Annotated in this window: 10 protein-coding genes and 1 pseudogene; 4 read left to right on the top strand and 7 right to left on the bottom strand. The window is 45.2% G+C overall.

Features of this window, described 5'->3' with window-relative positions:
- The first annotated feature begins 1 nt into the window (after window position 1).
- A complete protein-coding gene (locus FYJ53_RS05060) occupies window positions 2-628 on the top strand; it encodes a hypothetical protein (RefSeq protein ID WP_154557055.1) in 627 nt (208 codons plus the stop codon).
- Between the two features lie 1,015 nt (window positions 629-1,643).
- Here FYJ53_RS05060 and FYJ53_RS05055 read toward each other — a convergent pair.
- The 6 genes and pseudogenes from FYJ53_RS05055 to FYJ53_RS05030 form a co-directional block, all read right to left on the bottom strand.
- Window positions 1,644-5,174: an InlB B-repeat-containing protein gene (locus FYJ53_RS05055; RefSeq protein WP_195840235.1), complete on the bottom strand. Its 3,531-nt coding sequence runs from the start codon at window positions 5,172-5,174 to the stop codon at window positions 1,644-1,646.
- A gap of 1,082 nt (window positions 5,175-6,256) precedes the next feature.
- A complete protein-coding gene (locus tag FYJ53_RS05050) occupies window positions 6,257-10,183 on the bottom strand; it encodes a hypothetical protein (RefSeq protein WP_154557053.1) in 3,927 nt (1,308 codons plus the stop codon).
- Window positions 10,184-10,323: 140 nt separating this feature from the next.
- The gene (locus tag FYJ53_RS05045) at window positions 10,324-11,118 is read right to left on the bottom strand and encodes a hypothetical protein (protein ID WP_154557052.1); all 795 of its coding nucleotides are present in this window, start codon (window positions 11,116-11,118) and stop codon (window positions 10,324-10,326) included.
- Between the two features lie 33 nt (window positions 11,119-11,151).
- Window positions 11,152-11,946, bottom strand: coding sequence for a hypothetical protein (locus FYJ53_RS05040; RefSeq protein WP_154557051.1), 795 nt, complete (start codon window positions 11,944-11,946; stop codon window positions 11,152-11,154).
- 787 nt (window positions 11,947-12,733) lie between these two features.
- The gene (locus FYJ53_RS05035; RefSeq protein ID WP_243143941.1) at window positions 12,734-13,516 is read right to left on the bottom strand and encodes a Fic family protein; all 783 of its coding nucleotides are present in this window, start codon (window positions 13,514-13,516) and stop codon (window positions 12,734-12,736) included.
- A gap of 501 nt (window positions 13,517-14,017) precedes the next feature.
- Window positions 14,018-14,194, bottom strand: a pseudogene (locus FYJ53_RS05030) (cysteine-rich KTR domain-containing protein).
- Between the two features lie 1,134 nt (window positions 14,195-15,328).
- Here FYJ53_RS05030 and FYJ53_RS05020 point away from each other — a divergent pair.
- The gene (locus tag FYJ53_RS05020) at window positions 15,329-15,598 is read left to right on the top strand and encodes a hypothetical protein (RefSeq protein ID WP_154557050.1); all 270 of its coding nucleotides are present in this window, start codon (window positions 15,329-15,331) and stop codon (window positions 15,596-15,598) included.
- Between the two features lie 319 nt (window positions 15,599-15,917).
- Here the strand turns inward: FYJ53_RS05020 and FYJ53_RS05015 are convergent, their stop codons facing one another.
- A complete protein-coding gene (locus FYJ53_RS05015) occupies window positions 15,918-17,420 on the bottom strand; it encodes a hypothetical protein (protein WP_270657799.1) in 1,503 nt (500 codons plus the stop codon).
- Window positions 17,421-17,675: 255 nt separating this feature from the next.
- Here FYJ53_RS05015 and FYJ53_RS05010 point away from each other — a divergent pair, with 255 nt between their 5' ends.
- On the top strand, window positions 17,676-20,252 hold the full coding sequence (locus FYJ53_RS05010; protein ID WP_154557048.1) for an EAL domain-containing protein: 2,577 nt from the start codon (window positions 17,676-17,678) through the stop codon (window positions 20,250-20,252).
- Between the two features lie 7 nt (window positions 20,253-20,259).
- Window positions 20,260-25,257, top strand: a complete 4,998-nt coding sequence (locus FYJ53_RS05005; protein ID WP_243143953.1) for a diguanylate cyclase — start codon at window positions 20,260-20,262, stop codon at window positions 25,255-25,257.
- Window positions 25,258-25,321 lie beyond the last annotated feature (64 nt).

Raw genomic sequence — 25,321 nt, 5'->3', positions numbered from 1 at the left:
CATGAATTTTATATACCGCCCCGCACAAATGAAGGATCTGGAGGAACTGGGCCATCTGTTTATTGAGACCTTTATTCACCGCGATCCTATGACCGCTCATCTACAGTTAACGGAAAATGAAGCCATGGATTACTGCCGGGTTATTTTTCCTGAATCCATCAAGGACGCGCTTACCTGTCTGGCGGTTGATACAAACACAAACAAAATTGCCGGTTTTGCCAGTTCTTTCCGGGAAGATATCACAAATGACCCATCGGTGGTGTCCAGGCTGAACCCACGTCTTCTCGACGCTATGGCCGATACCAGTCATGTATTTGATATTCTTTTAAAACCACTGGAAAACTTTGAAGGCTATAATCCTCAAAAATGTTTTACCGTCATGTACGCTGGTGTTCATTCTAATTATACAGGGCACAGTCTGTCCATCTCTTTGACCCAAAACCTTCTGAATCGTGCTGTTGCCATTGGTTTTGAAACTGCTATTTCCGAATGTACCAGCAGCCGCTCCCTCAAACAGATTTTGCGACTCGGTTTCAAGGAAATCAATGCGGTAGCTTACAAAGATTTTGGTATTGATACCTTTAAGGATGTTCCTGGCGCTCTGACCCTTTGTTTTAAAGTTCTTTGAACTTTAAAATCTGTTTTTACTACAATATGAGGAATACTCTCTATGTTTTGACCTTTTTATGATTTTTTATTACCATTAAACTACAAAGATAAAACACTGTCTGATCAGTGTCAGACTTAATGATAAAAGCCTTGGAACAAGATGTTTCAGGGCTTTTGTCATTATTTTCCAATTTCAAAACCATTTCATCATTTAAATAATACAAAGACAATGTATACTTCATTTCTCTGATTTTTGGCAAACATAATTGCGCCGCCGACAAAACGAATACTGTATAAGGTAGTCTTCATCTACTTTCTTCATATTTTTTATCAACCCAGCCAAACTACCAACTAATCCCAGTTCTTCTCTTAAAACGCTCCCCATTACCAACAAATTGTTTGGCGACTGAAAAGTCCACTGCCGAACGCAAGTATAGCGAGATACATAACAATTATCACGATCGGTGTGGCGACCCCAAGCATTGCCATACAAGTAAGTCCACCAGCAAAAGTCCAGCCATACCAGGGTTAAAGTCTCTCACATTCTGAAGATAGAAAGGCATAATAATACTACTGCCAACAATGGCAATAAAAGCTGTCAACATAGCAAAAAAATTTAACGTAAATAAGTGGTGAATAAACCTCTGCTGATTATCGCAAATTTTTGAACAAAGCAGAAATACTCGTAAAAATTATGTTATAAAAATATTTTAGAGTTTATGATTTCACTATACGCTTTTAACGCATCATTCCAACTGTGTTTATCAAGTATGTTTATGGAATTTCATTGGAATAACGAGGTAAATGGCAGTTTGCCACTATTCTAAATAAGATACAAACCAAGCATATAATCTATATCAAAGACAAAATTTTCACCGCCGAAATATTAAAAATGAACAGCCCATTGGAAGTCTCCAAGGGCTGTAAGATTTTCTCCTCTTGTTTTTAAGCTTACTTCGTTTTCGGTAAATGTTTTTCTCCTATCCACATAGTTTGCTTAAATAAGGATCCTGCTGTTAGTTTACAAATTATTGTTATTTTCTGACTTTGATAGCAAGAACCACCCCAGAAGCTATGATAACAAGAACAATAACCCACATAGAAGTTTCTGAAAAAATACCTGTAGCAGGTGAGCCGGTAAGCTTGTTGTCCATTTCCATCTTTTCATTTACATCTTCATTTGAATTATTCGTTGAATCAGCAATCCATTTCGCATATAGGGTCATATTTCCATTGACTCGGTCTGCATCAAAATTCCAGGCTACCAATGCTTCTGCCTCAAGAAACCATCCGCCAAATTTATACCCGGTTCGTACAGGTTCTGCCGGCATGTTAATTGTCGCACCAGCTGGAATACCTTTAATTGCTTCGACATTCGATCCCCCCTGCGAATCGAAGATTACTGTATAAGTTTCTGGAATCGAAATTGCATACCATTTTGCATACAGAGTGGTGTTTTCATTTACGGTATGACTATCAAAATCCCAGGGATTTATGCATTCGGGCTCTTTGTGCCATCCATTAAACACGAATCCTTCCATCTTTGGTGCTTCAGGTTCAAGAATGGTCGATCCAGCATTAACATTTTGAATAGGGTCAACGGAGGACCCCCCCTGCGAATCAAAAGTTACTGTATATAGGTTTAGAACAACGGGCTGCCAATTTGCATATAGGGTGATATTATTATTGATTGTATCTTGGTTAAAATCCCACGGAGTCAAACATTCCGCCTCCTTATACCAACCTTTAAATATAAAGTTTTCATAAGTTGGATTTTCTGGCTCAGTAATAGCACTACCCGGCCCAATACCAGTAATTGGAGGCACTGGTGAACCTCCCTGGGAATCAAAGGTCACTGTATAACTCAAAATCTTTGACCATTTGGCGTACAGCGTCACATTCCCGGTCACCGTATCGGCCGCAAAATTCCACGGCGTTGTCGTTTCAGCCTCTTTATACCAGCCTTCAAAAAACCATCCCTCGTAATTCGGCTCTTCTGGTTCACTTATCCGCGTGCCGGAAGCGACATTGGTAAGCGGGGCCACTGCTGAGCCGCCCTGCGAGTCAAAGGTCACCGTGTAACGGGGTACCGGAGTCCATTTGGCGTACAGCGTCACATTCCCGGTCACCGTGTCGGCCGCAAAACCCCACGGCGTTATCGTTTCAGCCTCTTTATACCAGCCGCCAAAAATCTGGCCTTCCCAGGTTGGCTCTTCCGGTTCGGTTATCCGCGCGCCGGAAGCGACATTGGTAAGCGGGGCCACCGCTGAGCCGCCCTGCGAGTCAAAGGTCACCGTGTAACGGGGTACCGGAGTCCATTTGGCGTACAGCGTCACATTCCCGGTCACCGTATCGGCCGCAAAATCCCACGGCGTTATCGTTTCAGCCTCTTTATACCAGCCGCCAAAAATCTGCCCTTCCCAGGTTGGCTCTTCCGGTTCGGTTATCCGCGCGCCGGAAGCGACATTGGTAAGTGGGGCCACTGCTGAGCCGCCCTGCGAGTCAAAGGTCACCGTATAGCGGGGTACCGGAGTCCATTTGGCGTACAGCGTCACATTCCCGGTCACCGTGTCGGCCGCAAAATCCCACGGCGTTATCGTTTCAGCCTCTTTATACCAGCCGCCAAAAATCTGGCCTTCCCAGGTTGGCTCTTCCGGTTCAGTTATCCGCGCGCCGGAAGCGACATTGGTAAGCGGGGCCACCGCTGAGCCGCCCTGCGAGTCAAAGGTCACCGTATATTCAACAGGCGTCCATTGCGCTTCAAAGGTTATATTGTCATCTAATACAAAAGGCCACTCCTTCTGCATCATTCCAGTCTCTTTATTTTTCCATCCTTCAAAAATATAATTATCTCTAACCGGATTTTCAGGTGGTGTGACGGTTCCAGCTTTATAGCGTATCATAAAATAATTTTCGACGGCACCTTTACTATCCTTTTCATAATATTCAGCTCCCTGATAGACCATATCCGGCAAATTTTTCCATTCTCCGCTATTTGCGTTATATTTTGCCCAGGACATTTCCACAGCGCCGTTATCCTTATACCGATCAAAGTTTCGTTGATCTTCAATCGGTAAATCTGAACTCGTATTGGTATTATCCGCAATCCCTTCTGGCTTAATTGGTATGGTTTTTATGACTTCTCCATCTACACCTGCCACTATTTGAGATAAATTATCTGTCAAGAGAGGTGTATCAACACCAAGAATCATTTTTGTTGTATACTTTGGCTCCGCACCTTTATCCGCATTCAATACATTGGATGCGCCTTCTTGAAGCGTGCTGGTGCTTGAAACATCTTTATAATTACTGGCACTGTTTATTTTCCCTGTACCGTCATATACTTTGTTTTCAAAAAACAAACAGTCCTTGTTCGTTACAGCAGCTGTTGCAAATAATCCTGCACCTGAAAGGCCAATTGCTCCACCTCTTTGTTCTACTGTAGTCTTTTCGTTTCCTGACTGATTTCCCACAAAAGTACAGCCAGTAACCGTATTAGTCATTTTACTGGAACCGCCATTTTTAAAAAACTGAATCGCTCCGCCGCTTCGATTACCCCCGTTTAAACCATAGGCTCTATTATTGTAAAATGTAGAATTCGTAATTGCCGTCGTCAAACCAGGATTGCCTGTCCCCTGGATAAGCAAAGCACCACCGTCATCATAAGCTAAATTGCTATCAAAAGTAGATTGATCGATTGTAAAGGTTGCGCCGTCCCGCCCATCAAAAATATAAATGGCGCCGCCGTCATAAGTACTTGCTGCTGACGCTTCAGTACCATTGGTTTTATTCCCTTGGAAATAGGATTCATCGATCGATATGTTTCCACGAAGATAGTGAAAAGAAATGGCTCCGCCGCCTCCGCCTGTAACGCCTGAATTCGCACAGTTATTAACATTATTCCTAAAAACCGTATTGCTTATTCGAAGATCACCACTGTAAAATTTTCCGGCGATTGCACCACATTCATACCCAGCTCCATTGCCAATATTATTTTCGATTGTTGCATTGTTTATTTCAATCGGCGTAGTGTTATTTCCACTTACATTAATCGCTGTACCAATATTATTTGATTCATTATTATAAATTTTAGTATACGAAATAACCGTTTTTGCATTTCCTGTTGCAGCGATGCCTATAGCTCCTGTTGACGCATTAAAAATTTCTGTATGATTGATTAACAGGGTTCCATCTCCTGCTTTGTTCGTTAAACAGGTGCCTGTAATATTACTTCCATCAAATTTAAAATCCTTTATCGTCAAACTTCCACTCCCGTTCCCGGAAACAGTAAAAGTACCCATATTCCAGATTAACCCTCTGCCATCAATAACCACATTTTTATCAGGCATATTAATGACAGTATCCGCAAACACAAAGTCATCCGAAAGTACAATCGTTTGGTTATCCTCCGCTTGCCCTACAGCCTGCTGCAGAGCACCCACTGTAGATACTGAAATATTGTCTTCTGCCAAAACAGTTACAGGCGCTATTATACTTATAAATAACAGGCCTATGGCAGCCAATGCTGACAGCATTGCCTTTGCTTTCATGGATTTGCTTCTCATTTCTTTCTCCTTCACCATCTATAAAAGTATTCTTATGTCATAATTATAATGATTTAGGAATTCTAAAAATAGAAGCGCTATGATTATTCACGCTGACAATGTGACACAAACGTGACACGATGACAAATTGTCACGGTATGGTTCCCTCTGCCCTTTAGTTGTTGTTTAATTTTTGCCGATAAGCTCCGGCATCTTTACTTTCGGATAGAATCTCCACAACATCAGTAATTGAAAATACCGATTTTCTTTATCCCATGCGATGCGGATTACCCTATTCTCAAATAGCTACAGATTTTCCATACCTCTTTCTTAAATCGTAGATATTTTTTTAGCAGTTGCCCATTTCAGACTCATGAGTCTAAAGTTTTACTTCTGTTTCTTTCTTGACGCTGTTAACTCATAGCTCTGATTCCTCTTAAGTACTACAACAGTTTTATTCTTTTTCATGTCCTTATGCCTTTTTACGTTTATGTTCCCTCTCAATTCAATGTTTTACCCAGATAATTTTCATTTAGTTTTCAAAGACCAAGAAAGCAATTGCTTTCAAGTCAGGGAGTTAGGAAAAAGAATATCTTAAATCTCCCTCTATCTATATAAGGGAAAAAATCTCATTTTTTAGCCTGATTTATTTCAAAAAAACAGCAGAAATTTTTCCTGCTGTTTTTGATAAGCACAAAACATTGGTATTATGCGTTTTTCTATTTTTTTACTCCCAAAAATAAGTTGTATTATTTCTATGAACCATCAAATTACATAATTGTTCGTCATAAATTGCCCCATTAAAATTTTTATCTGCCCTAAAATTAAACTGTATCCAGCTATTCCGTTTAAAACAGCGAAGACAACAAAATTTTTATATGAAAATTGAATTTATTCCTGACAAAGTCATTCCATAAACCACAATAGAGATCTTCTATAATCTCTTTAATATGTCATAAAGATTTCTATTGTTAGTCAGAGAACTTTTGACTCCTATATTAGCTAAAAAAGGGGCAATGATTTCTTGCCCCTAAATTTATTATAAACTGAACGGATGGTACTTATCGTAAAAATTCTCTATCAGTAACTTTAAAAAAACATTTTTACTCAAATACCGCTGTAATACTTACTTCCTTAGTAACCGTAAACTCATAACGTGCATCTGTAGATATAGGCTCATCACCTTGATACCAACCGATAAAACGTTTCCCTTCAAAAGGCAGTGCTACCATTTGAACTGTTGCTCCTTCACAGTACGTTCCAGTTCCAAAGGCAAGCCCCTTGTTCTCCATATTACTTGTGACGGTAACCTTATAGAGAGCTTCACGAGCGGCGGCGCCTGTTACTTCCAATGACGGTGTCAGCATATTCTCAGCCTTTTCTAACGCATACAGAACACTTGAGCCATCCTTTGTATTTGCCACGTCTTCGTTGGAAAATTCAGGAACGGTGCCTTCTAAGCGATCTCCGGAGGCAACAGGGATATCATAATAGTTGACCAGCTTTGCATAGGAAGCGGTATCGCCGTTATACTCCCTGACAGCATAGTTTACTGTCCCTTCTCCCTTTGCATCTACCTTTACGTCATAAGTCGCGTCTGCTGGCAGATAGATACTTTTTTCTGTCCCCGCATCAACTGAAGCCATAATCGTACTGTCCGCAATTTCCGCAGGTTCATTGTCCGTAATCTGAGCCACCAAAGCGCCGCCTGCATCGTAGACACTGACATCCGCATCGCCGCTGATACTCGCAATTCTATAAGTATTGATATAGGTTTCCGGTGTGCCGTCATAATTTGGATCATGTAATTGCAGCCATGCAAAGTACAACTCTGGATAATGGGGTTTTGCCAATAGATTCATATTCGCGAAGAATGTCATTATGTCACTTCCCCCGGATGTAAGCAGACTATCGAATCCTGCTCTTAAGATAAGACCAAAAGTATCTGAGAGTACTTCTCGACTAATAGTAATTCCTTCTTTCTCAAGAGCATCCAGACTGGAATCAAGGAGCAAATCAACTGCTTGATTTATTTTATCTGTCGTAGAAGTACCTGGCGTATTCAGAAGGATATTTATAACTTCTTGAATGTTTTCTTCAAGGACTGTATTAAGGCACGCAGGAATCGTTGTTTGCCATAATTCACGCTCTTCCGGATCTCCCAAGGCTCTTCCCCCAAGGTCGCTTACCGTTGCCTGATATTTTTGAACATAGATTCCCCGGTTTCCGATGCTGTCAGCAACCAGATCCATCAATTGATCTAAAAATTTTGACATCGCAATATCCGAATTTTTGATCAAATAATTCTCGCCTGTATCCGGGTTTTCAGCCGTACCAATCGATAGCTTTTTACCCTGGAAATCATTCAGTACATAACCACCCGTTTTTGAATCTAATAATTCCGTTCCCCAATCGGTGTGTAAGCCTACAAGCTTTCCATACATCGCTGTAAAAATCGCGCCGTTACTTGTTGTCAGTCGATCCGGGATCACCTTTTCGTCAACGCCATATCGGGTAAAGTCCCATGCGGACGGGGCAACCTTTGGCACAAAATCATTGGGGTTAACGACGTTATGGATATTGGTGTAAGATCGGTTTTCTGCTTCACTCTCATTCGCGAGCGCGCCCATTGGCGGTGCTAAACAGTAGGCATATAGATCCTCGTTACTGTAGTTGATCCCTGCAATGGACAGGTCTGTGCTCATTTTACCGGCCAGCAAATTGGTAACCGCTGCGGCCCGGCTGTATCCGGAGAGCCAGAACACGACATCCTCTTCATGGAAGCTTGGGTCACTGCGGTGCGCGTTAATATAATTAGTGAGCCAGCCATGGGCTTTATCCCGGGCTTCTGCAAATCCCTGATGCTCGCCAGCTGCCCCGACCATGAAGTTCCCACTCCACTCGACGCCATAGTTGCCGCCTCTGCCGATTTGGGCGATTAATGTCTTTTTCTTACCGTTGATGGTGATCTCCTTATGGCCGGTGATGACACCAAAGGAATTCTCGGTTGGTTTTATCTTGTAATCGGTATTGGCTTCAATGTCAGTAAAGCCAATATCGGTTAACAACTTTTCAGCGTTTTTATATTTTTCTGCATACTTTGAATTATCATCGGTAATAGAGGTTGACGCGTCGGCATTGCTGTTGAATCCGGACATCACCATACACATTGACATGGTTGCCAGGCTCGGATTATAAAGACTCGCCTTTTGTTCAAAGTAGACATCACTGTAGTGGTATGTCTGTGGATAATCTTTCTTTATGTCTGGAGAATCTTCGTCTCTTGCCCCTGCATAATTAAAGGTTCCTGTCTGAAAATCCGCCGGTCCTTGTGGCGCGTTGATGAAGTACTCTACACCCTCGATGACTGGATAACCGTTATTTCTCTGATAATCATCGTATATAAACGGGCTGCCGATGATTCCTATAAAATTAGGGTCCTGCATATAGCCCTTACTTACCAGGACTGGTGTGCCACCATATGGATACGCTGCGTCTGCACGAATGGCGACCGAACAGGAATTGTTCCGGCAGTAAGTTGAATTTCTACCCACTGTTCCCATGGATTCGAGCAGGCAGGTTATACCTGCGTTTCTGCCTCCTGTAATTTGGCCGGCGTTATAGTTCTTCAGTGAGCCTCCGTTTATCACTCCCCCTAAACCGCTGGCCCAATAGCCTGAGACATCACCGGTATTATAGGAATTCGTTATAATGTATATATCTCCAGCCAATCCACTGATAAAGCTATTTTCATCCGTTGGGTTTAACGTGACGCTCCCATGATTCGCACATCTGCTAAGCGTGCCATTCGGCGCCTGGCCAACAATCCCGCCTGCGTTACTGTTTACTGTATCCGCAGAGCCAATTTTTCCAAGGTTAAAGCTGTCCATTATCAATTTACCATCAATCTTACCGGCAATACCGCCAAGGAATGATTGGTCGCCCAAAATGTTTCCTGAATTTTTGCAGCTGGCAATATTATTTTTAGTAAGACCGGCAATACCGCCAATAAAGGCGCTGTCAGGAGTTTCGCTGCCAATGGTTCCGATATTGGTGCAATTGGATACACGCCCTTCTGCATAACCGACAATACCGCCGATGTAACCGACTGTGCTATTATTTACAACGCCGTCAAAATAGCACTGTTCAATGACTGCATTCACACCACTGTATCCGACAATGCCTCCAGTGTATCCTCGACCGGTTACCTCGGATTCTTTGACGGTTACCTTTTCGATCTTTCCGGAATCAAAGTATCCAAATAGTCCGGCATCGCCTTCATATCCGGGATCCTGTGTTGAGAAAAGGGAGAAATTGCCTGGCGCTTCCCTTGGTTTTGCCACATTTGATTCCACTAAATTTACCGTTTCTTCCATCGCTGCTCTGATAGCGGTGCTGTCTTCAGTAACGACACTATCGGTGCTCGTATCTTCCTCGGACGCCTCCGCGACTTCTGCGGGATCTGTTTCTTCCACGACCTGCGTTTCCTCTGTGGCGGCTGTTTCTTCCTGAGCCGCGGCCTCTTCAGCGATTACGCTTTCTAATTCCGCCTTAATGGCGGCAGCCTCCTGCTCCAATGCTTCCGTCACTGGATCATACAGCACTTCAACGCCTTGGGAACGGCTTGTGTCATCCAACGAATTAGTCTCGCTACGGGCGTTTCTGCTCTCATTTGGAATATATCCAACCTTCATATTGAAAATGCTGTGGCCATTCCCATTAAAGTTTCCTGAAAATGGACAATCCTTATTGCCGATCGGCACCCAGCTCTGTGCAGCTAAATCAATATTTTCTGTGAGCTGATAACTACGGTTAACTTCATTACCATTGTTCACCTCTTGAGCCATCCGCGCCAGCTGTGCTCCGTTGGCAATTAAATAGGGATCTTCCGGGGAACCGCTTCCCCCATTATAAGCACTCGCGATGGATTCATCCCATGCTATGCTGCTGCCCTCTGCATTGACCGGCACCGCCGGAAACTGCATTGCTACCAAAACAAAAATCATTAACAAAGAAACTAACTTTTTCATTACTTACTCCTCCTAATACTTTGAGGCAGTGTTAAATTTCTGACATTCCTTGGCTGATACACTCCCTTACGCGCCAATAACCGTCACAATTACTCTGATTTTCCACCCCCCTGTTCATTATCTCCTTCCTACTTCTGGTCTTACTTTAATGCATTAAACATCTCGCGTGTGAGATAAGGTCTGTTGTAGATGCCATCATTCGCGATGAAGAGTATATCAAAACTAATACTATTAAAAACATCTTTATTTTCCTTCATTTGGGTGTTCAACTCTTTTAAAGGACAATCAACATACACATTCAGGCAAGGATAAGCATCAAACCTAAAAGATTTTCTACTGATTTTCATGATGTCCGACGAAAAAGGATCTTTGGTATCTAAGAACAATCGATTATAAACACTTCTGGCATCAATGTCGGCTTTACTGTAAATCGGCTTAAATTCTAAGTCGTATTGGCGTGGAAACTTCTTCTCTACATAAATATGGACGTCGGTTCCCTTATAACGTTCTCCAAAAACTTCTTTTGCTTTTGTCTTGGCCTCTTCAAATTTTCCAATGACCTCTATTTCTTTTTCTAATGTTGAGCTATAGGTGCTTGAGGCCTTGCTGTCGGTACTGTGAAACACATAAAAGTTCAGGTCAAATTTGGGCGAATAGCCCAGATAGCAGGTCTCGGTTCGTGCCGGAACGTTTACATGGAAATAGGATCCATCAATGCCGTCAGTCTTTTCCTTATAGGGTTCAACGGCGTTCTCTTTTAAAAATTCTATCTCATAGTAATCTTCACCGTAGTTACTCTCCAGATAGGCTAAGGCGCCCTCGACGCTTGCAGGCTCTGCTTGCTTTTGTTTTTTGCATCCGGATGAAAACACCATTGCCAGGCTGACTAGAATACAGATTAAAAGCCAGTTTCCTTTTTTTATTTGTTTTTTCATGGCTCATTCCCTTCATCCTTTCTACTTCAGGTCTTACTTTAAAGCGTTAAACATCTCGAGTGTAAGATAAGGCCTATTGTAGATGCCATCATTCGCGATGAAGAGTATATGTGTACTAATATTTTCAAAATTAGTCCTTTCCTCTTTCATCAGCGCATTCAACTCCTTCAAAGAGCAATCAACGGAAATATTTAAATATGGAAAAGTAGCAAATCTAAAAGACTTTCTACTAATATACATAATGTTGGATGAAAAAGGATCTTCTATATCCAAAAACAACCGATTGTAGGCACTTCTGGCATCAATATCGGGGTTACTATAAACAGGCATAAGTTCTTTTACACCATAAAGTGGTAAATTTTCTCCTAAATAAAGATGGACACTGGTTCCCTTATAGCGCTCTCCAAAAACCTTTTTTGCGTATGACTTGGCTTTTTCAAATTTTCCAATTTCTTCTACTTCTTCTCCTAAGGTTATGTTATAGGTGCTGGGGGCCTCGCTGTCGCTACTGTGAAACACATAAAAGTTCAGGTCAAACTTAGGCGAATAGCCCAGATAACAGGTTTCGGTCCTTGCCGGAACGTCCCCATAGATACAGGCCCCATCAATGCAGAACAGCGCCTCTTCATAAGGTTCAACATGGTTCTCTTTTAAAAATTTTATTTCATAATAATCTTCACCGTAGTTGCTCTTCAGATGGGCTAAGGCGCCCTCGACGTTGGCAGGCTCTACTTGCTTTTGTTTTTTGCATCCGGATGAGAGCACCATTGCCAGACTGATTAGAATACAGATTAAAAGCCAGCTTCCTTTTTTTATTTGTTTTTTCATGGCCCATTCCCCCTGTTTTTACTTTGCTCTTAATCGTTTGTCAAATAATATCTACATCTGAATTATATAAAGCAAAATGCGATAATTCCAAAAAATAATAGATTAAATCGGACGGCTACGGTAGGATGACAAAGAAAAACCTCATCATTAAAACTGAGTGCTGAAGGTGGTAAATTTTTGAAAGGAGTTTCCTGATCTAACTAGCCCAACTCAGGTATACGCATATGGGTTATTCGCAGGGTAATGCCTGGATTCAATCCTTTCACTCACAGATTAAAAAAGGATCGATTAACCGTGCTTTAATATTTAAAATGATCAGCAGGCTTATCAGCTTTGTTCAGAGTATTATAAACTTTTTATGATACTGCCAGTATTTGTAGTCATTGTTATCAGACATCTCCTGACACGCTCAAAATACTGTACGAGCGAAAGGTATTCGCCCTGCTGTTTAGATAGCTGAATCAATCATTTTAATTTATGCTAAGAATTATATATATTTTATATTGCCTATCACTTCTAATATTATTAGAACACGTTTTCATTATCCTTGCAAGGGTAAAAATTATCACCAAAAAGATATTTAGTAGTGAAAAAAAAGAAAGATACTTCATTATTACTGATTACGACAGGTTTTTACTATTAGCGTATAAAATTATTACTAAAAAGTCTATCTATATTAAAAATATCCATCGCAATAAAAAAAAACAGCTTAAAAATTTTTTTCTTCAAGCTGTTTTTTCGGTTTGCGTTTGAGCCTTTTTTAATATCTCTTGCGATTTTTTCGTGTCTAGTTCAGAAAATCATTTATTTTTTTAGGCCGTTCTTTTTTTTGCTTTTTTGGCCAGGTCTTTACTGTTTCGAACCTGAGAAATTGGTATAGGTCGTCCAGTTCTTCCAACTCATCATACTGCTGCAAGGCATTGTAGTAATCAATTTTATCCTCTTCATACACAATCAATGGTGGATAATCGTTGGTCAATAAATAGTAATTCAGCAAGGTTCTTCCTACGCGTCCATTACCATCTGAAAAGGGATGAAGATACTCAAATTTAGCGTGAAAGTAAGCAGCAGCTTTAAGAACATCAAAATTACCACCAACCTCATATATCTCTTCAATGAGTTCTGTAAGCAATTCTGGCACTTCCTCAGGTTCAGCGCCAACCTCATTCATACCTACTACGTAATCATGCTTTTTAAACTGACCGGGTCTTTCGTCGTTATCTAAATAGCGATGAGTATCAAAGGTACCCTGAGTTAATAAAAAATGTACTTCCTTAATTAGATCCAGATCAATTTTATCTTGTTCAACAATTTTGGGGGCCAGAAACTCGTAGCACAGCTTCTGGTTTTGTTGCTCGAATATTGCTCGGGTATCCCCGGTATAATTGATTACCTTTCCGTTCTTAAAAATTTCATAAGTATCGTGGTATGAAACCTCTGAGTTTTCTATTTTTCCAGAATTATATGCGAAAAGAATTCGAAAATTATCTAGTTTTTGATTTAATTCAACTATTGATATGATTGGATTGTCTTTCCATGCCTGCACGATTTCTTCGTATTTATCCAACATGACTCACCTCATAATTCTTATGTTCTTATATCTTATTATAACATATACCATACTCTCTTAAGAAATATCTTTGTTAAATGTTCAAGGCTAGACTACCAGCCCTTAAGTTGTTTCATATAATATCATTTTCACCAAATCCCTTCAGATGGCATAATAACCATGGAGTGTTAGCTTCTTTCTATTCCTCGAGTTTGAACAGCTTCATTCCACAGTTTGCAAAAAACGCAAAGCTTGAAACCAATTTAAATGATATATTATCATTCACTCCTCCATTATTAGCCAGCTTTACATCAAAACGATAATATTAGTTCGCAGAACCGCTGGTCGTGTGTCTTAGCCATAGTTTATCACTCCATCTCACATTATGCGAGATGGCACACTCGGCGACAGCAAAGTCTTATTTCTTCCAATCTGGCTGCCGTCGTGCCGATTATTCATTAAATTGTTATAAAAACAAAATGAGCCGATAACTGTGAGTTTACATCTCACAAATTATTGGCTCTACGTTTCAGCGTCTGGCTCTTTGATAACCGTCATATTCAGCTTTTGTACGTTTACTGTGCTTTTCCGCTTACATTTTGTTCAGAAAAGCGCGAATTTTTTCAGCGCCGTATCCTCTCTGACCATAATTCGCGCTTTACTTTTATACACGGGGTATAGGAGCCAAGTCGCTGCAATGGGAGGCTTCCATACTAATCACCCCACTTGTAAAATTCTGCTGTATGGGATTCACTTCTTGATCTGCATTCCGACTAGTAATCCAATCAATGTCCTAAAGCTCTAAAGCTAATAAAATGAAAGAGATACGCAGGAATGAATAGACCACCAAAGGCCTGCTTCCTCTGTCATAAATGTATCTGTATTGTCATCTACTTTTCTCTTTTTCATCATCATCAATACCATAATGACGGCCACTGCTCCTGTGCTTTAATTGATTGACACACAATCACTGTGAAACGAATTGTGCTCAATATTATGCGCAGGACTAGAGAAATACCAATTATGAGAGTACTCTCCTTCATTGATTGCTTGGCTCATGCTTGCAAGGTCTTATCTTTTTCCAGTCTGTGTTTCTTAGAGCATAACAAAAAAATCTAAAAATCAAAAGAACCGCTGCACCACATCCATAAATAATTAGTATATTCTGAATAACTGAGAGTGTACTAACCTCAGTCATAACACACCAGTTTGTCCCCTCTGCCGGAGAATAGTCAACGTAATGTATATGACTCCTAAACTCCAAAAGCAGTCGCTTCTCTGTCTGTTGAAAACTACGAGAAGATTTTTCACCGGGCGGGTCGTTTTCCGCTCATTCTTCAGTACACGTGCCACAGCCAGGCCAAATTGATTTTCAGGGATAGCTCTCATATAGTGCTGCTGACTTCCAAATCAAGAATACACAGTATCATATATCCATAATTCTCATTCTAGTTTTTTCGGTCAGGAAGGCCGCTTTTTCTTGATAACTGTTCTCTTGAGAATATATATGGATCCGCGCTTAGATTTTCAAACAGGGAAACGGTTTCCTGTATCCGCTCCTGCACCAATAAGACTTTTTCTTAATTTTTCTGCTGCGAAAAGTCGTTCACCGTAGTTGCATCATACTTTCTGGCAGCCGTGTACCAGCCGCAAGCAAGACCGCCAATATCAAAATCGCTTTGTACTACTCTTCATGTATCTACCTTCTAATACAGGCGCACACTTTTTCAATGTCGATGGGTTTATACATACGGCTTTTGTTGCTTCGATACCGTTCATTTTGAGCATCTGGATATCCACCACAATCATCTGATAGATTCCCAGAGCAACCTCTTGAAATACTTTTACCGCCTCGTCGCCATCATTGACAAGGGTCAGTTCTCCAGAAGCGCAATCGCAATCTCTGCATTGATCTCATTGTTCTCTGCCAGAAATGTAGGGATATCCTTTAAATTAGCTCTCTCATCCTTAGAAGAATTCCCTGGCGGGTCCGTCACAGGCAGCGGTAAGATGACCGCAAATGTACTGCCTTTATCTAACTCGCTTTCAACTCCAATCCCACACCGCCTTTATGTCAGCTGTCTGCCTGTTCAAATGGTTTAAATATCTTTTCTCTCTGTTCCAATGCTATGCCTTCGCTGTTGCCCTCTACACGGGAAAGAACCTGCGGGCTTAATTCATCTACAAATTCGAGAATTTCCAGCTAAATCCGGTCTCTTGACTGCGTGTACTTGACCGCATTCGTGCTAAGTTTTATGAGAATCTACTTCATTCACAGGTAATCGTCCTTAAAGTAGCGGTGCCGCAATGTGAAGGGCTTATTTCTGTGGAAAGAATCTTTTTCTGAGAGCTGACCTCCAAGTATGTCTGGATCTCACCCCAAAAGATATCTATAGTGCCACGAGTACCACGTTTTGATGTATCACTTTTCCAGCTCTCGGATCAGTTCCCGGAGCCTAGACTTAATCTTCGTTCGGTGAGTACCCTTGTATCCCACTTTCTCCGCCAGACGAAGCAGGTACTCCCGGTATATGGCCACGATCTCGGGTTGAGAGATCTCAAAGACAGTAAAGGGCTCCGAGGCATGCACTAGAAGAGCTCTATGATTTTCCTTGACCATAAGGGAGCTCTCCTGTTCAACAGGCCCCTCCAGAGGGATGAAGTGATAATTTTCATGAGTGTCCAAAATGTGCAAAATCTTCTTCAGGTGCAGAGTATAGGTCTCCGGGGTGTAGTAAAGGGCGCCGACCGACCAACAGGTGGCGGTGATAGGCACTGTGCCGGCACGGACCTGGTCAGCGCTGGCTAAGTGAACAATATCAATCAGATTGTATTGGTCCTGCTCCTGTTCCAGCCGCTTCATCTCCTGGAGATAAAGTTCGCCCAGGCGTTTCTGCTCAGGGTCTTCTCTTTTTCCGATGGAGTCTGCGACAAGTTCAAAAGGCGCGGTCACTGCTGACAAAGAGATCAGCTTTTGAATGCGGAAGCCTTGGGGCGATAGGAATTTCATAAAACACTGGAACAGCTTTTGGGGTTCCGAGTAAGTATTCAGCATAGGCCGGCACAGGGCGAGGTAGGCCTGAAACTCCGATTCCGTCGCTCGGAGCACCCCAGGGTCTGTGGTCAGCATTGTGGCGTAGCTGGTGGGCTCGCCCGCCATGGAGTGGGAGGCAATCGCGATTTGTCCGGGCTGCATAATGATGGTGTGCCGGTAAAGGCGATCGCGAATATGAGGATAAAAATAGGCTTTTACCTTGCCGGTCATGTAGAGCGGGATCCAGCGGGCCAGAGATTCCAGAATCTGATCACCCGAGTAGATCGGCGGTATGATATGACAGATTTGAAAGCCCCGCCGGATACAGTCCAGCAGCCATGCCTGCATTTGGGAGGTAAAATCATAATCTTCCATCAGCCAATCGTCGGTCTCATCGGCAAGAATGCAAATTGTGCCCGGCTCTTGCCGGGCCAGCAGGTGTTGGTACATAGACCGCACCGCGGCACGCTTTCCCTCATTTCCAAAATGAATAGAATTCCCTTTACGGCTGATCGTTGCGGTCTCCAAGGTGGAGTTGGACGCCCCCTCCTTAATGGTCAGCGATTCAAAGCTGCGCATGAAGCGCTCCACACCGTCCGTGTCACCGCACAGCCAACAAAATAAAAATTCCGCCAGCTGATCCTTCTTGTCCATGATGATCCGTCTAACTCCCGCCATCTCCGACAGAGCTCTTCTCTGATATTCGCCGGTACAGCGTTCTGCAAGGAAATCCGCCATGCTGCGCAGCGGCTCCAGATTGCGTGGGATCCCTCTCTTTCCACTGCGGAAACGGCTGATGATGGAAGGGTCTACCTGCGCTGCCAGAGCCAGCTCCCGGTTCGTCGTTTGAGTCAAATTCATGACAAAAATTAGCTTTTCATAGAACTGCACAGTCTCATCCCCCTTTTTTATACCAGTATACCCTAAATTGATTAAGTTTGCAACAAAATTCACACCGTTTGTCATTTAAAATGACACTTAAACGTCATTGTCAATTATGGATATACCCTTGATTTTTACCGAAAAAAGATGTATTCTATAATTTAACAGTATTAAAATTTGTTATTTGTCATTTAAAATGACAAATATGTGTCATTTGCAATAGGAATTATATCCATGAATAATCTGAAGAATTGAGTGTGAGCAATGCTATTTGAGAGAAAAATTTTAGTGGTTGAAGACAATGAAATCAACCGGGCGGCACTGTGCGTCATCTTGTCTTCTCAATATACGGTTCTGGAGGCGGAAAACGGGGCGCAGGCCCTGTCGCTGCTGGAGAAATACAGAGAGGGAATTTCTCTGATCCTGTTGGATATTGTTATGCCGGTCATGGATGGCTACACCTTTCTGAAACATCTGAAAGCAGATCACAGGCTGAATTCGATCCCGGTCATTGTCACAACATCTAACAACAGTGAGTTGGATGAGGTGGCCGCGCTTTCCAACGGGGCCACAGACTTCATCACAAAGCCCTACCGCGCACAGGTCATTTTACAACGGGCAGCCGGCATCATCCACCTGCGGGAGACCTCTGTCCTCATCCATCAGATCCAGTATGATCGGGTCACCGGGGTGTACAGCAAGGAATATTTCTGTCAACAAGTCAGGGATATCCTATTTCGGAATCCGGATGTGAAATATGATATCCTCTGTTCCGACATTGAGGACTTCAAACTGATCAACGACACCTTCGGTATGGACGCAGGTGACCGCTTGCTAAGGCAGGTGGCGGAGCTCTGCACCCAGCGGCTAGGGGATCATGGCATTTGCGGCCGCCTGAACGCGGACCAGTTCGCCTGTCTTCTGGAGCACCGTGAGGACTATGCAGACGAGATGTTCACACAGTCTGATAGCAGGATCAATAGCGGCTTCGGCGATCTGAACGTGATAATAAAATACGGCATCTACACGGTGGAAGATCGGGAGGTTTCCGTTGAGCAGATGTGTGACCGAGCGCTGCTGGCAGCGAACAACATCAAGGGAAAATATGGCAAGCACTTTGCCCTCTACGACGATAAGCTACGGGGGGCGCTACTGCGCCGGCAGGCCATCACGGACGGCATGGAGACAGCCCTGGCCACGGGGCAATTCGAGGTCTACCTGCAGCCCAAGTACCAGATCCGGGACGGCAGACTGACAGGGGCCGAGGCGCTGGTGCGCTGGAATCACCCGAAATGGGGTCTGCAGCCGCCTGCGGAGTTCATCCCTATCTTTGAGCGCAACGGTTTTATCACCAAGCTGGACCAATATGTCTGGGAGCGGGTCTGCTCCCTAATGCAGGAGTGGGATAAAAGTGGCTATCCCAGCATTAACATTTCCGTCAACGTCTCCCGAATAGATATCTACAATACAAACCTGGTGGATTTTCTCACGGGGCTCATGCAGCGATACGGACTCTCTCCCTCCCGTCTGCATCTGGAGATCACGGAGAGTGCGTACACGGATACCTCGAGACAACTCATCGAGACCATGGGGGCTCTGCGCAGGCAGGGTTTCATGATTGAGATGGATGATTTTGGCAGCGGCTACTTTTCGCTGAATATGCTCACGGAAATGCCCATCGACGTGCTGAAGTTGGATATGAAGTTTATCCAGACTGAGATTACGAGGCCAACGGGCCAGGGCATCCTGCGCTTTATCTTGGACTTGGCCCGTTGGATGAAATTGAGCGTAGTGGCGGAGGGCGTCGAGACCCAGGAACAGCTGGAGAGGCTTCAAAACGCTGGGTGTGACTACGCCCAAGGCTATTACTTTGCCAAGCCTATGCCTGTGGAGAATTTTGTTTCGATCTTGACAGCACAAGCCCTTGCCGCAAACATAGAAAACAGCAGGTCTGCCTTTTCTGCGGGCCGCCTGGACAGAGCTCTACTGGTGGCCGATGAGGACGAGGAATACCGTGCCCAGGTGCATAGGACCTTTACCGACTGCTTCAAGGTACTGGAGGCGGCCAGCTGTGAGGAGGCAGTTGGAATCCTGGGAAGACATCCGTATCAGATATCGGCCGTGATTCTTAGCTTGACACTCCAAGGCGGCGCTGATATCCTGACTGCGATTCAAAAGGAACGGAGCGCTTGGAAGACGCCGTGCGTCGCCACGGGACCGCTGGACATGGAACTGGAGCGCAACGCGATGGAGCTGGGCGCCACTGACTATGCGACTAAACCCCATGATCAGGAGTCGCTACGCAGGCGGGTCCTGCGAGCGATGAGCACCCACACTCTTCAGGTCCGGATGCGGTCTCTGCAGGATGAGGCCTGCAGAGACACCATGACCGGCCTGCTCAATTGCCGGGGGCTGTACACCATAACCGAATCACTGTGGCATGAGTCTTCCTCTGTTGTTTGTCTATTTGAACTGGACGATTTGAAAAAGTTTAACGAGAAGTATGGCTATGTGGAGGGCGATCATTTAATCCTCCACTTCGCCTCCCTTCTGCGTGCCCACACTCAGGTGGACGATGTGCTGGTCCGACTGGGCGGGGATGAATTTCTAGCTGTGATGTACAACATAAGATCCATGGAAGTTGCCCATATGAAAGAAATGGCTATTCTCCGGGCTTATAGTGAGAGCCGTTACGTAGATCCAGATTCGGTGTCCTGCTTTGCCGGCACAGTGCTCTGGAATGCAGAGGAACCTTTGGATGAAATAATAGGCCGGGCTCGCGAGATCCTGTATGCCGCAAAGGCCAGCGGTAAGGAAGAGTACTTTTTACAGAAGGGGTGAATGTGTGATGTGTCAATATACGAATTTAGAAGTAATATATATCTCTCCGTCTAGCAAGCTGCTGCGCGGTAAGGACAGCAACACTGGCAACCGGGTGGTCCTTAAGACCGGAGGTCAGGAACATATGACTCAGGAGGCCATAGCACGGCTGCGACGAGAATATCAGATCATGCAGCGGATAGACAGTCCCCATGTGGTAAAGCCCCTTGGCGAGGTCACGCTGGACGGGCGCTGCTATCTGGTGGAGGAATTCTGTCCGGGGATCACGCTGAGCAGGCTTCTGAAACAGGGCGCCCTGGAGATGTCGGATTTCTACAGGATCGCAGAACAGCTGGTGATGGGACTGCGGGATATCCACAAGGCAGGTGTCGTCCACAAAGATGTGAACCCCGCCAATATCATGTATGATGCAGAGTCCGGCCGGGTGGTACTGCTGGACTTTGGTATCTCCTCCATGTTTATGCATGAACAGATGTCAGGAATCAGACTTGAAAATATTGAGGGAACCCTCCGCTACATCGCCCCTGAACAGACCGGTCGAATGAACACGGAGCTGGATTATCGCGCGGATTTTTATTCCCTGGGCATAACACTGTATCAGATGCTGACGGGACGTTATCCATTTGACGCGGAGACCCCCACAGAGCTGGTTTTTTCTCATATTGCAAAGACGCCGCCTGATCTTCGCGTACTTTTGCCAAATGTGCCACCTATGCTTGCGGCCGTCGTAGACAAGCTCCTGTCCAAGATGGCAAAAGACCGCTATTTAAGTAGCGAGGGTCTTCTTTATGATCTGACGCGCTGTCAAAAGGAAAAGGCGTTTGTCCTTGGCAAAAAGGATTTCAGTCGGCGTTTTGAATTCACCAGCCGACTGTATGGGCGAGAAGAAGAAATCGCCCAGCTGAAAAGTGACTTTAAGGAGGTGGCGGCCGGTTCCAGGATTCTTGTCTCTATCAGCGGCTATTCTGGAATTGGAAAGACCTCGCTGGTCAATCAGCTTCAGGGAGAGGCTCTGCGGACAAACGGCATGTTTCTGCAGGGGAAATTCGACCAGTATCACGCCAACGTACCGTATTTTGCCTTTTTCGAGGCTATCAAACAATTTTGTAACATGGTCTTTTTGGAACCAGAGGAGGTCATCCATAAGTGGAAGGAGATACTGTCGAAACATTTGGGAAACGACGCGGCTCTGCTGACTGGTAAGGTGGCGGAGCTGTCCCTGCTGACCGGCAATCATCCAATCTCTGAGGACATGGGGCCGCTGGAGGAGCGGACCCGATTCAAATCCGTGCTGGAAAAGCTCCTGTCCCTACTGGCTGCGCCGGAACATCCACTGGTTTTGTTTTTGGACGACGTACACCGTGCGGACATGGGCTCCCTGGAAATGCTGGAAGAGCTGTTCAAAAATGAGGATATCCACGATTTAATGATCATCGTGTGCTATCGCGACAATGAGGTAAGCAGAGAACATCCGCTCACCCTGAGCCTGAATAAAATCATACAGCGGGGCGGCCGGGTCACACAACTCAACCTGAAAGGACTGGACCCGGAGAGCACCGTACAGATGCTGGGAGACATATTCAAAACGGAAGCGGACACGACTTCCGCGCTGGCGGATATCCTTTATAGAAAGACCAAGGGAAATCCATTTTACATCAAGCAGTTTCTGCGGCTGTGCCATTCAAAAGGCTATCTGAAGCTGGATATGGACACCGGAAGCTGGAGCTGGAAGGAGGCTGAGATTCGGGCCTGTCCCGCCCAGGAGAATGTAGTGGAATTCCTGACGGAAAATCTGAACCAGTTTTCGGAGGAAACAATATCCCTGCTGTCCTTTGGCGCCTGCATTGGACAGAGCTTTTCTGTGGAAGATCTCTCCGCTGTCTGTGGCCTGTCGGAGCGTGAAATCAACCGTAGGCTGATTACGGCGGTGGAGCAGGAGGCGGTGTATCCCATGGAGAAGCATGGGAAAACCGGCCTACAGACCATGTATCAGTTCACCCACGACCGGTTCCAGCAAGTGTTTTATACAGTCCTGTCTGAGAAGACGCGGGCAAGTGTCCATTACTTGCTTGGAAAGCGATATGAAGAACGCTCTCTCGCCGCGGGCGATCTTGACGAATGGGTGTTCGAAATCGCGGACCACTACGCAATGGGGCTTGTGGAGGCGGAAGATCAGGAAGAACGGCGCCGGATTCAGGAGTTCCTGCTGAGTACGGCGCACCGGTGCGGGCTGGTATCCGCCTTCGATACGGCGGAGAGGTACCTTAACCTCCTGCTCTCCCAGCCGGAGTTGAAGCTCCTGGAAAACCGCCCATTTCTCACCAAAATCTACATGGAATATCATGCGGCGCTGTGTAATCTGGTTAAAGAGGAAGAATGCGACCGGATCTACGAGATGCTCTGCAATCTGGTGGTGGAGGCTACCGAGCTGGTAGATAACTGCTGCCTGCAGATTTCAAGCTTCTCCAACCGGGGCCGGTATGAGGACGCTTTTGAGATCGGACTCGCTCTGCTTGGGCAACTGAAAGTCACCTTCCCCGGCGAAAATATTAAGCTGACTCTGGAACGGGAGATTATATCTTTTTATCAGGAGCGGGATGCCCTTGGAGCAGAAGATATCCTGAATCTTAAAGAAGCCGAAGACCCGGTGGAGGCAGGGATCAGTAAATTGCTCTGTCGCCTGTGCGGCCCGACCTTTTTCTTTAATCCCGATTATTCCTACTGGACAGTTTTTACAGCTGTGCGACGCATGTTCAGGCATGGCTATACTCCCCATACCCTGCAGATGTATTCCAATCTGATGATGCCTCTGGGAGAACTACGCAGGGATTACCAGACGTCTTACGTGGCCGGCAGGTCGGCTATGCGTCTGGCCGAAAAGCACCAGTATAGGGAGGTAATCTACTCCATCTACTGTATGTTTGCCCTCCATACTGGCCATTGGTTCGAAGATGTGGTCAATGAGATCCCTTATGCAAAGGAGTCCATCAAGGGCAACGCCCAGATGGGAGACTTTGAGTACGCCTGCTATGGCTATTATGGACTCATGATGGCGGTCATGGAAAGCGCGACCCATGTAGATGAACTGTGGAACGAGGTACAGGCCGGAGTAAAATTTGCGGAGAAGACTGGCAGCGACCATGCTTTGGGCAGCTTTTTGAGCTTTCAACAGTTGTGCAGGAGTATCCGCGGGGAACTCTCCCTCACCGGAAGCTTTGATGGGGACGGATTTTCCGAACAGACCCATCTGGAGCGGTTTTCCCATAACCTGCAGGCAATCAGCTATTACCATGTCATTCGGGCCCTGTCGGCAGTCATCTACCGGGATTATTCTACGGCCTTCCGGCTGTGCAGAGACGCTGTGCCTCTGCTCCCCTATGTCTCCAGCTTTTACAACGTGGCGCTTCACAATTTCCTGTATTCCTTGTCCATCTGCCAGATTCTGGAGACCAGGGATTATGATCCGGAGACAAGGCCAATGCTTCTGCGTGTCCTGAAGGAAAATCAGGATTGGCTGAAAGAACGCAGCAGCGACGCACTCTGCAATTACGGTCACCTTTATCTTTTGATCGAGGCGGAGCGGAAAGCGGCGGAGGGCCGTACCGGAGAGGCCCTGCGGCTTTACGAAGAGGCCTTGGGAGCTGCGAAAAAGCATGACCGCAGCCTTCATCATGCCATCCTCTGCGATGTTGCCGCGCTGCGTTATGAGAGGCTGGGGATCAAGTCATCGTCCAGTCATTATCTGACGGATACCTACCGGCTGTACGGCCATTGGGGGGCAGAGGGCAAGTGCGCCCGGATGCGCCAAGACTATCCAGAGCTGGGGGGCCTATGGAAAAACGATAGTCGGCAGGGTACCCTGTCTGAAGATTCCATCCGCACTACCGCTTCGCTGGATATGAGTTCTGTGCTGAAGGCGTCCCAAGCCATTTCGGAGGAATTAGAGCTAGAAGGCATCCTGGAAAAACTGATACACAGTCTCCTGGAATGTGCGGGAGCGCAGCATATCTACTATCTAAGCCAGACGGATTCCGGGTATGAGATTCAGTCGGAAGGCCATTCCGGAGCCAAGGACGTATGCATTGTATCAAAGCGGCCGGCAAAGGACAATGATATTCCGCTGAGCATCGTATCGTATGTGGAGAGAACACTGGAAGCCGTGATTCTGGATGACGGAGAGAACTCCAGAGTCTTCGGGAAGGACATCCATATCAAAGAGAACCGGTGCAAGTCGGTCCTGTGCATGCCCATCCTCAGTAAAGGAGAGCTGAAGGGCATCCTCTACCTGGAAAACAATCTGGCTACAGGCGTCTTTGACCAGCGGAGAAAGGAAAACCTGATACCCATTGCGGCACAGCTTGCCATCTCTCTCGAAAACGCCTATTTATATGAGCATCTGCGCTTTCTGGTAGACGAACGGACGAAGGCATTGCAGGAGGAGATCAAGGTGCGCAAGCGGGCTGAGGAAAAGCTGGCCCGTATGGCAAACTACGACGCACTCACCGGACTTCCCAACCGCAGACTGTTTCATAAAATCTTGTCCCGACTGCTTCTGGAGGCGGATACAAGCGGATATCTGCTTGCTGTTCTTTATATGGATTTAGATGGATTTAAAGAGATCAACGATACCTTTGGCCACGATAAAGGTGATCTGGTATTGGAGGAGACAGCCAGGCGGCTGATCCGTGCCGTGCGCGGCAGCGACATCGTGTCCCGCATAGGTGGCGACGAATTCGTTCTTCTGCTGGATCGAATCGCAACGGACGAGGAAATCCGGCACGTCTGCGAACGGATTCTCTCTGAGATCAGGCAGCCTTTCCAGATCTCAGAGAACCTGGTTGTTGAATTGACCGCAAGTATTGGAGTCAGCGTCTATCCAAAAGATGCTCAGGACGAGAAGGAGCTTCTCTCCTGCGCTGACCAGGCCATGTACAGAATCAAAAAAAGTGACAAAAACTATTACTCGTTTACAGAGCCACTTTCTGAAGCACAGGAGATCCCTTAAAAAACCGTATCCAGCAGCGGCCGGCACGAGCAAGACCGTTGCTGGTCAAAGAAAGGATAAAAAA

It is taken from the genome of Eubacterium sp. BL-380-WT-2B, assembly GCF_009696115.1.
Classification (GTDB): Bacteria; Bacillota; Clostridia; order Eubacteriales; family Eubacteriaceae; genus Eubacterium; species Eubacterium callanderi.
The sequence above is the reverse complement of the archived record's forward strand: the minus strand, read 5'-3'. Positions and strand labels throughout refer to the sequence as shown.

Bases quoted from the DNA above. Each gene is read 5' to 3' on its own strand.
- FYJ53_RS05005 (WP_243143953.1), top strand. From the start codon at position 20,260: ATGTGTCAATATACGAATTTAGAAGTAATATATATCTCTCCGTCTAGC.
- FYJ53_RS05055 (WP_195840235.1), bottom strand. From the start codon at position 5,174: ATGAGAAGCAAATCCATGAAAGCAAAGGCAATGCTGTCAGCATTGGCT.
- FYJ53_RS05010 (WP_154557048.1), top strand. From the start codon at position 17,676: ATGCTATTTGAGAGAAAAATTTTAGTGGTTGAAGACAATGAAATCAAC.
- FYJ53_RS05035 (WP_243143941.1), bottom strand. From the start codon at position 13,516: ATGTTGGATAAATACGAAGAAATCGTGCAGGCATGGAAAGACAATCCA.
- FYJ53_RS05060 (WP_154557055.1), top strand. From the start codon at position 2: ATGAATTTTATATACCGCCCCGCACAAATGAAGGATCTGGAGGAACTG.
- FYJ53_RS05040 (WP_154557051.1), bottom strand. From the start codon at position 11,946: ATGAAAAAACAAATAAAAAAAGGAAGCTGGCTTTTAATCTGTATTCTA.
- FYJ53_RS05045 (WP_154557052.1), bottom strand. From the start codon at position 11,118: ATGAAAAAACAAATAAAAAAAGGAAACTGGCTTTTAATCTGTATTCTA.
- FYJ53_RS05050 (WP_154557053.1), bottom strand. From the start codon at position 10,183: ATGAAAAAGTTAGTTTCTTTGTTAATGATTTTTGTTTTGGTAGCAATG.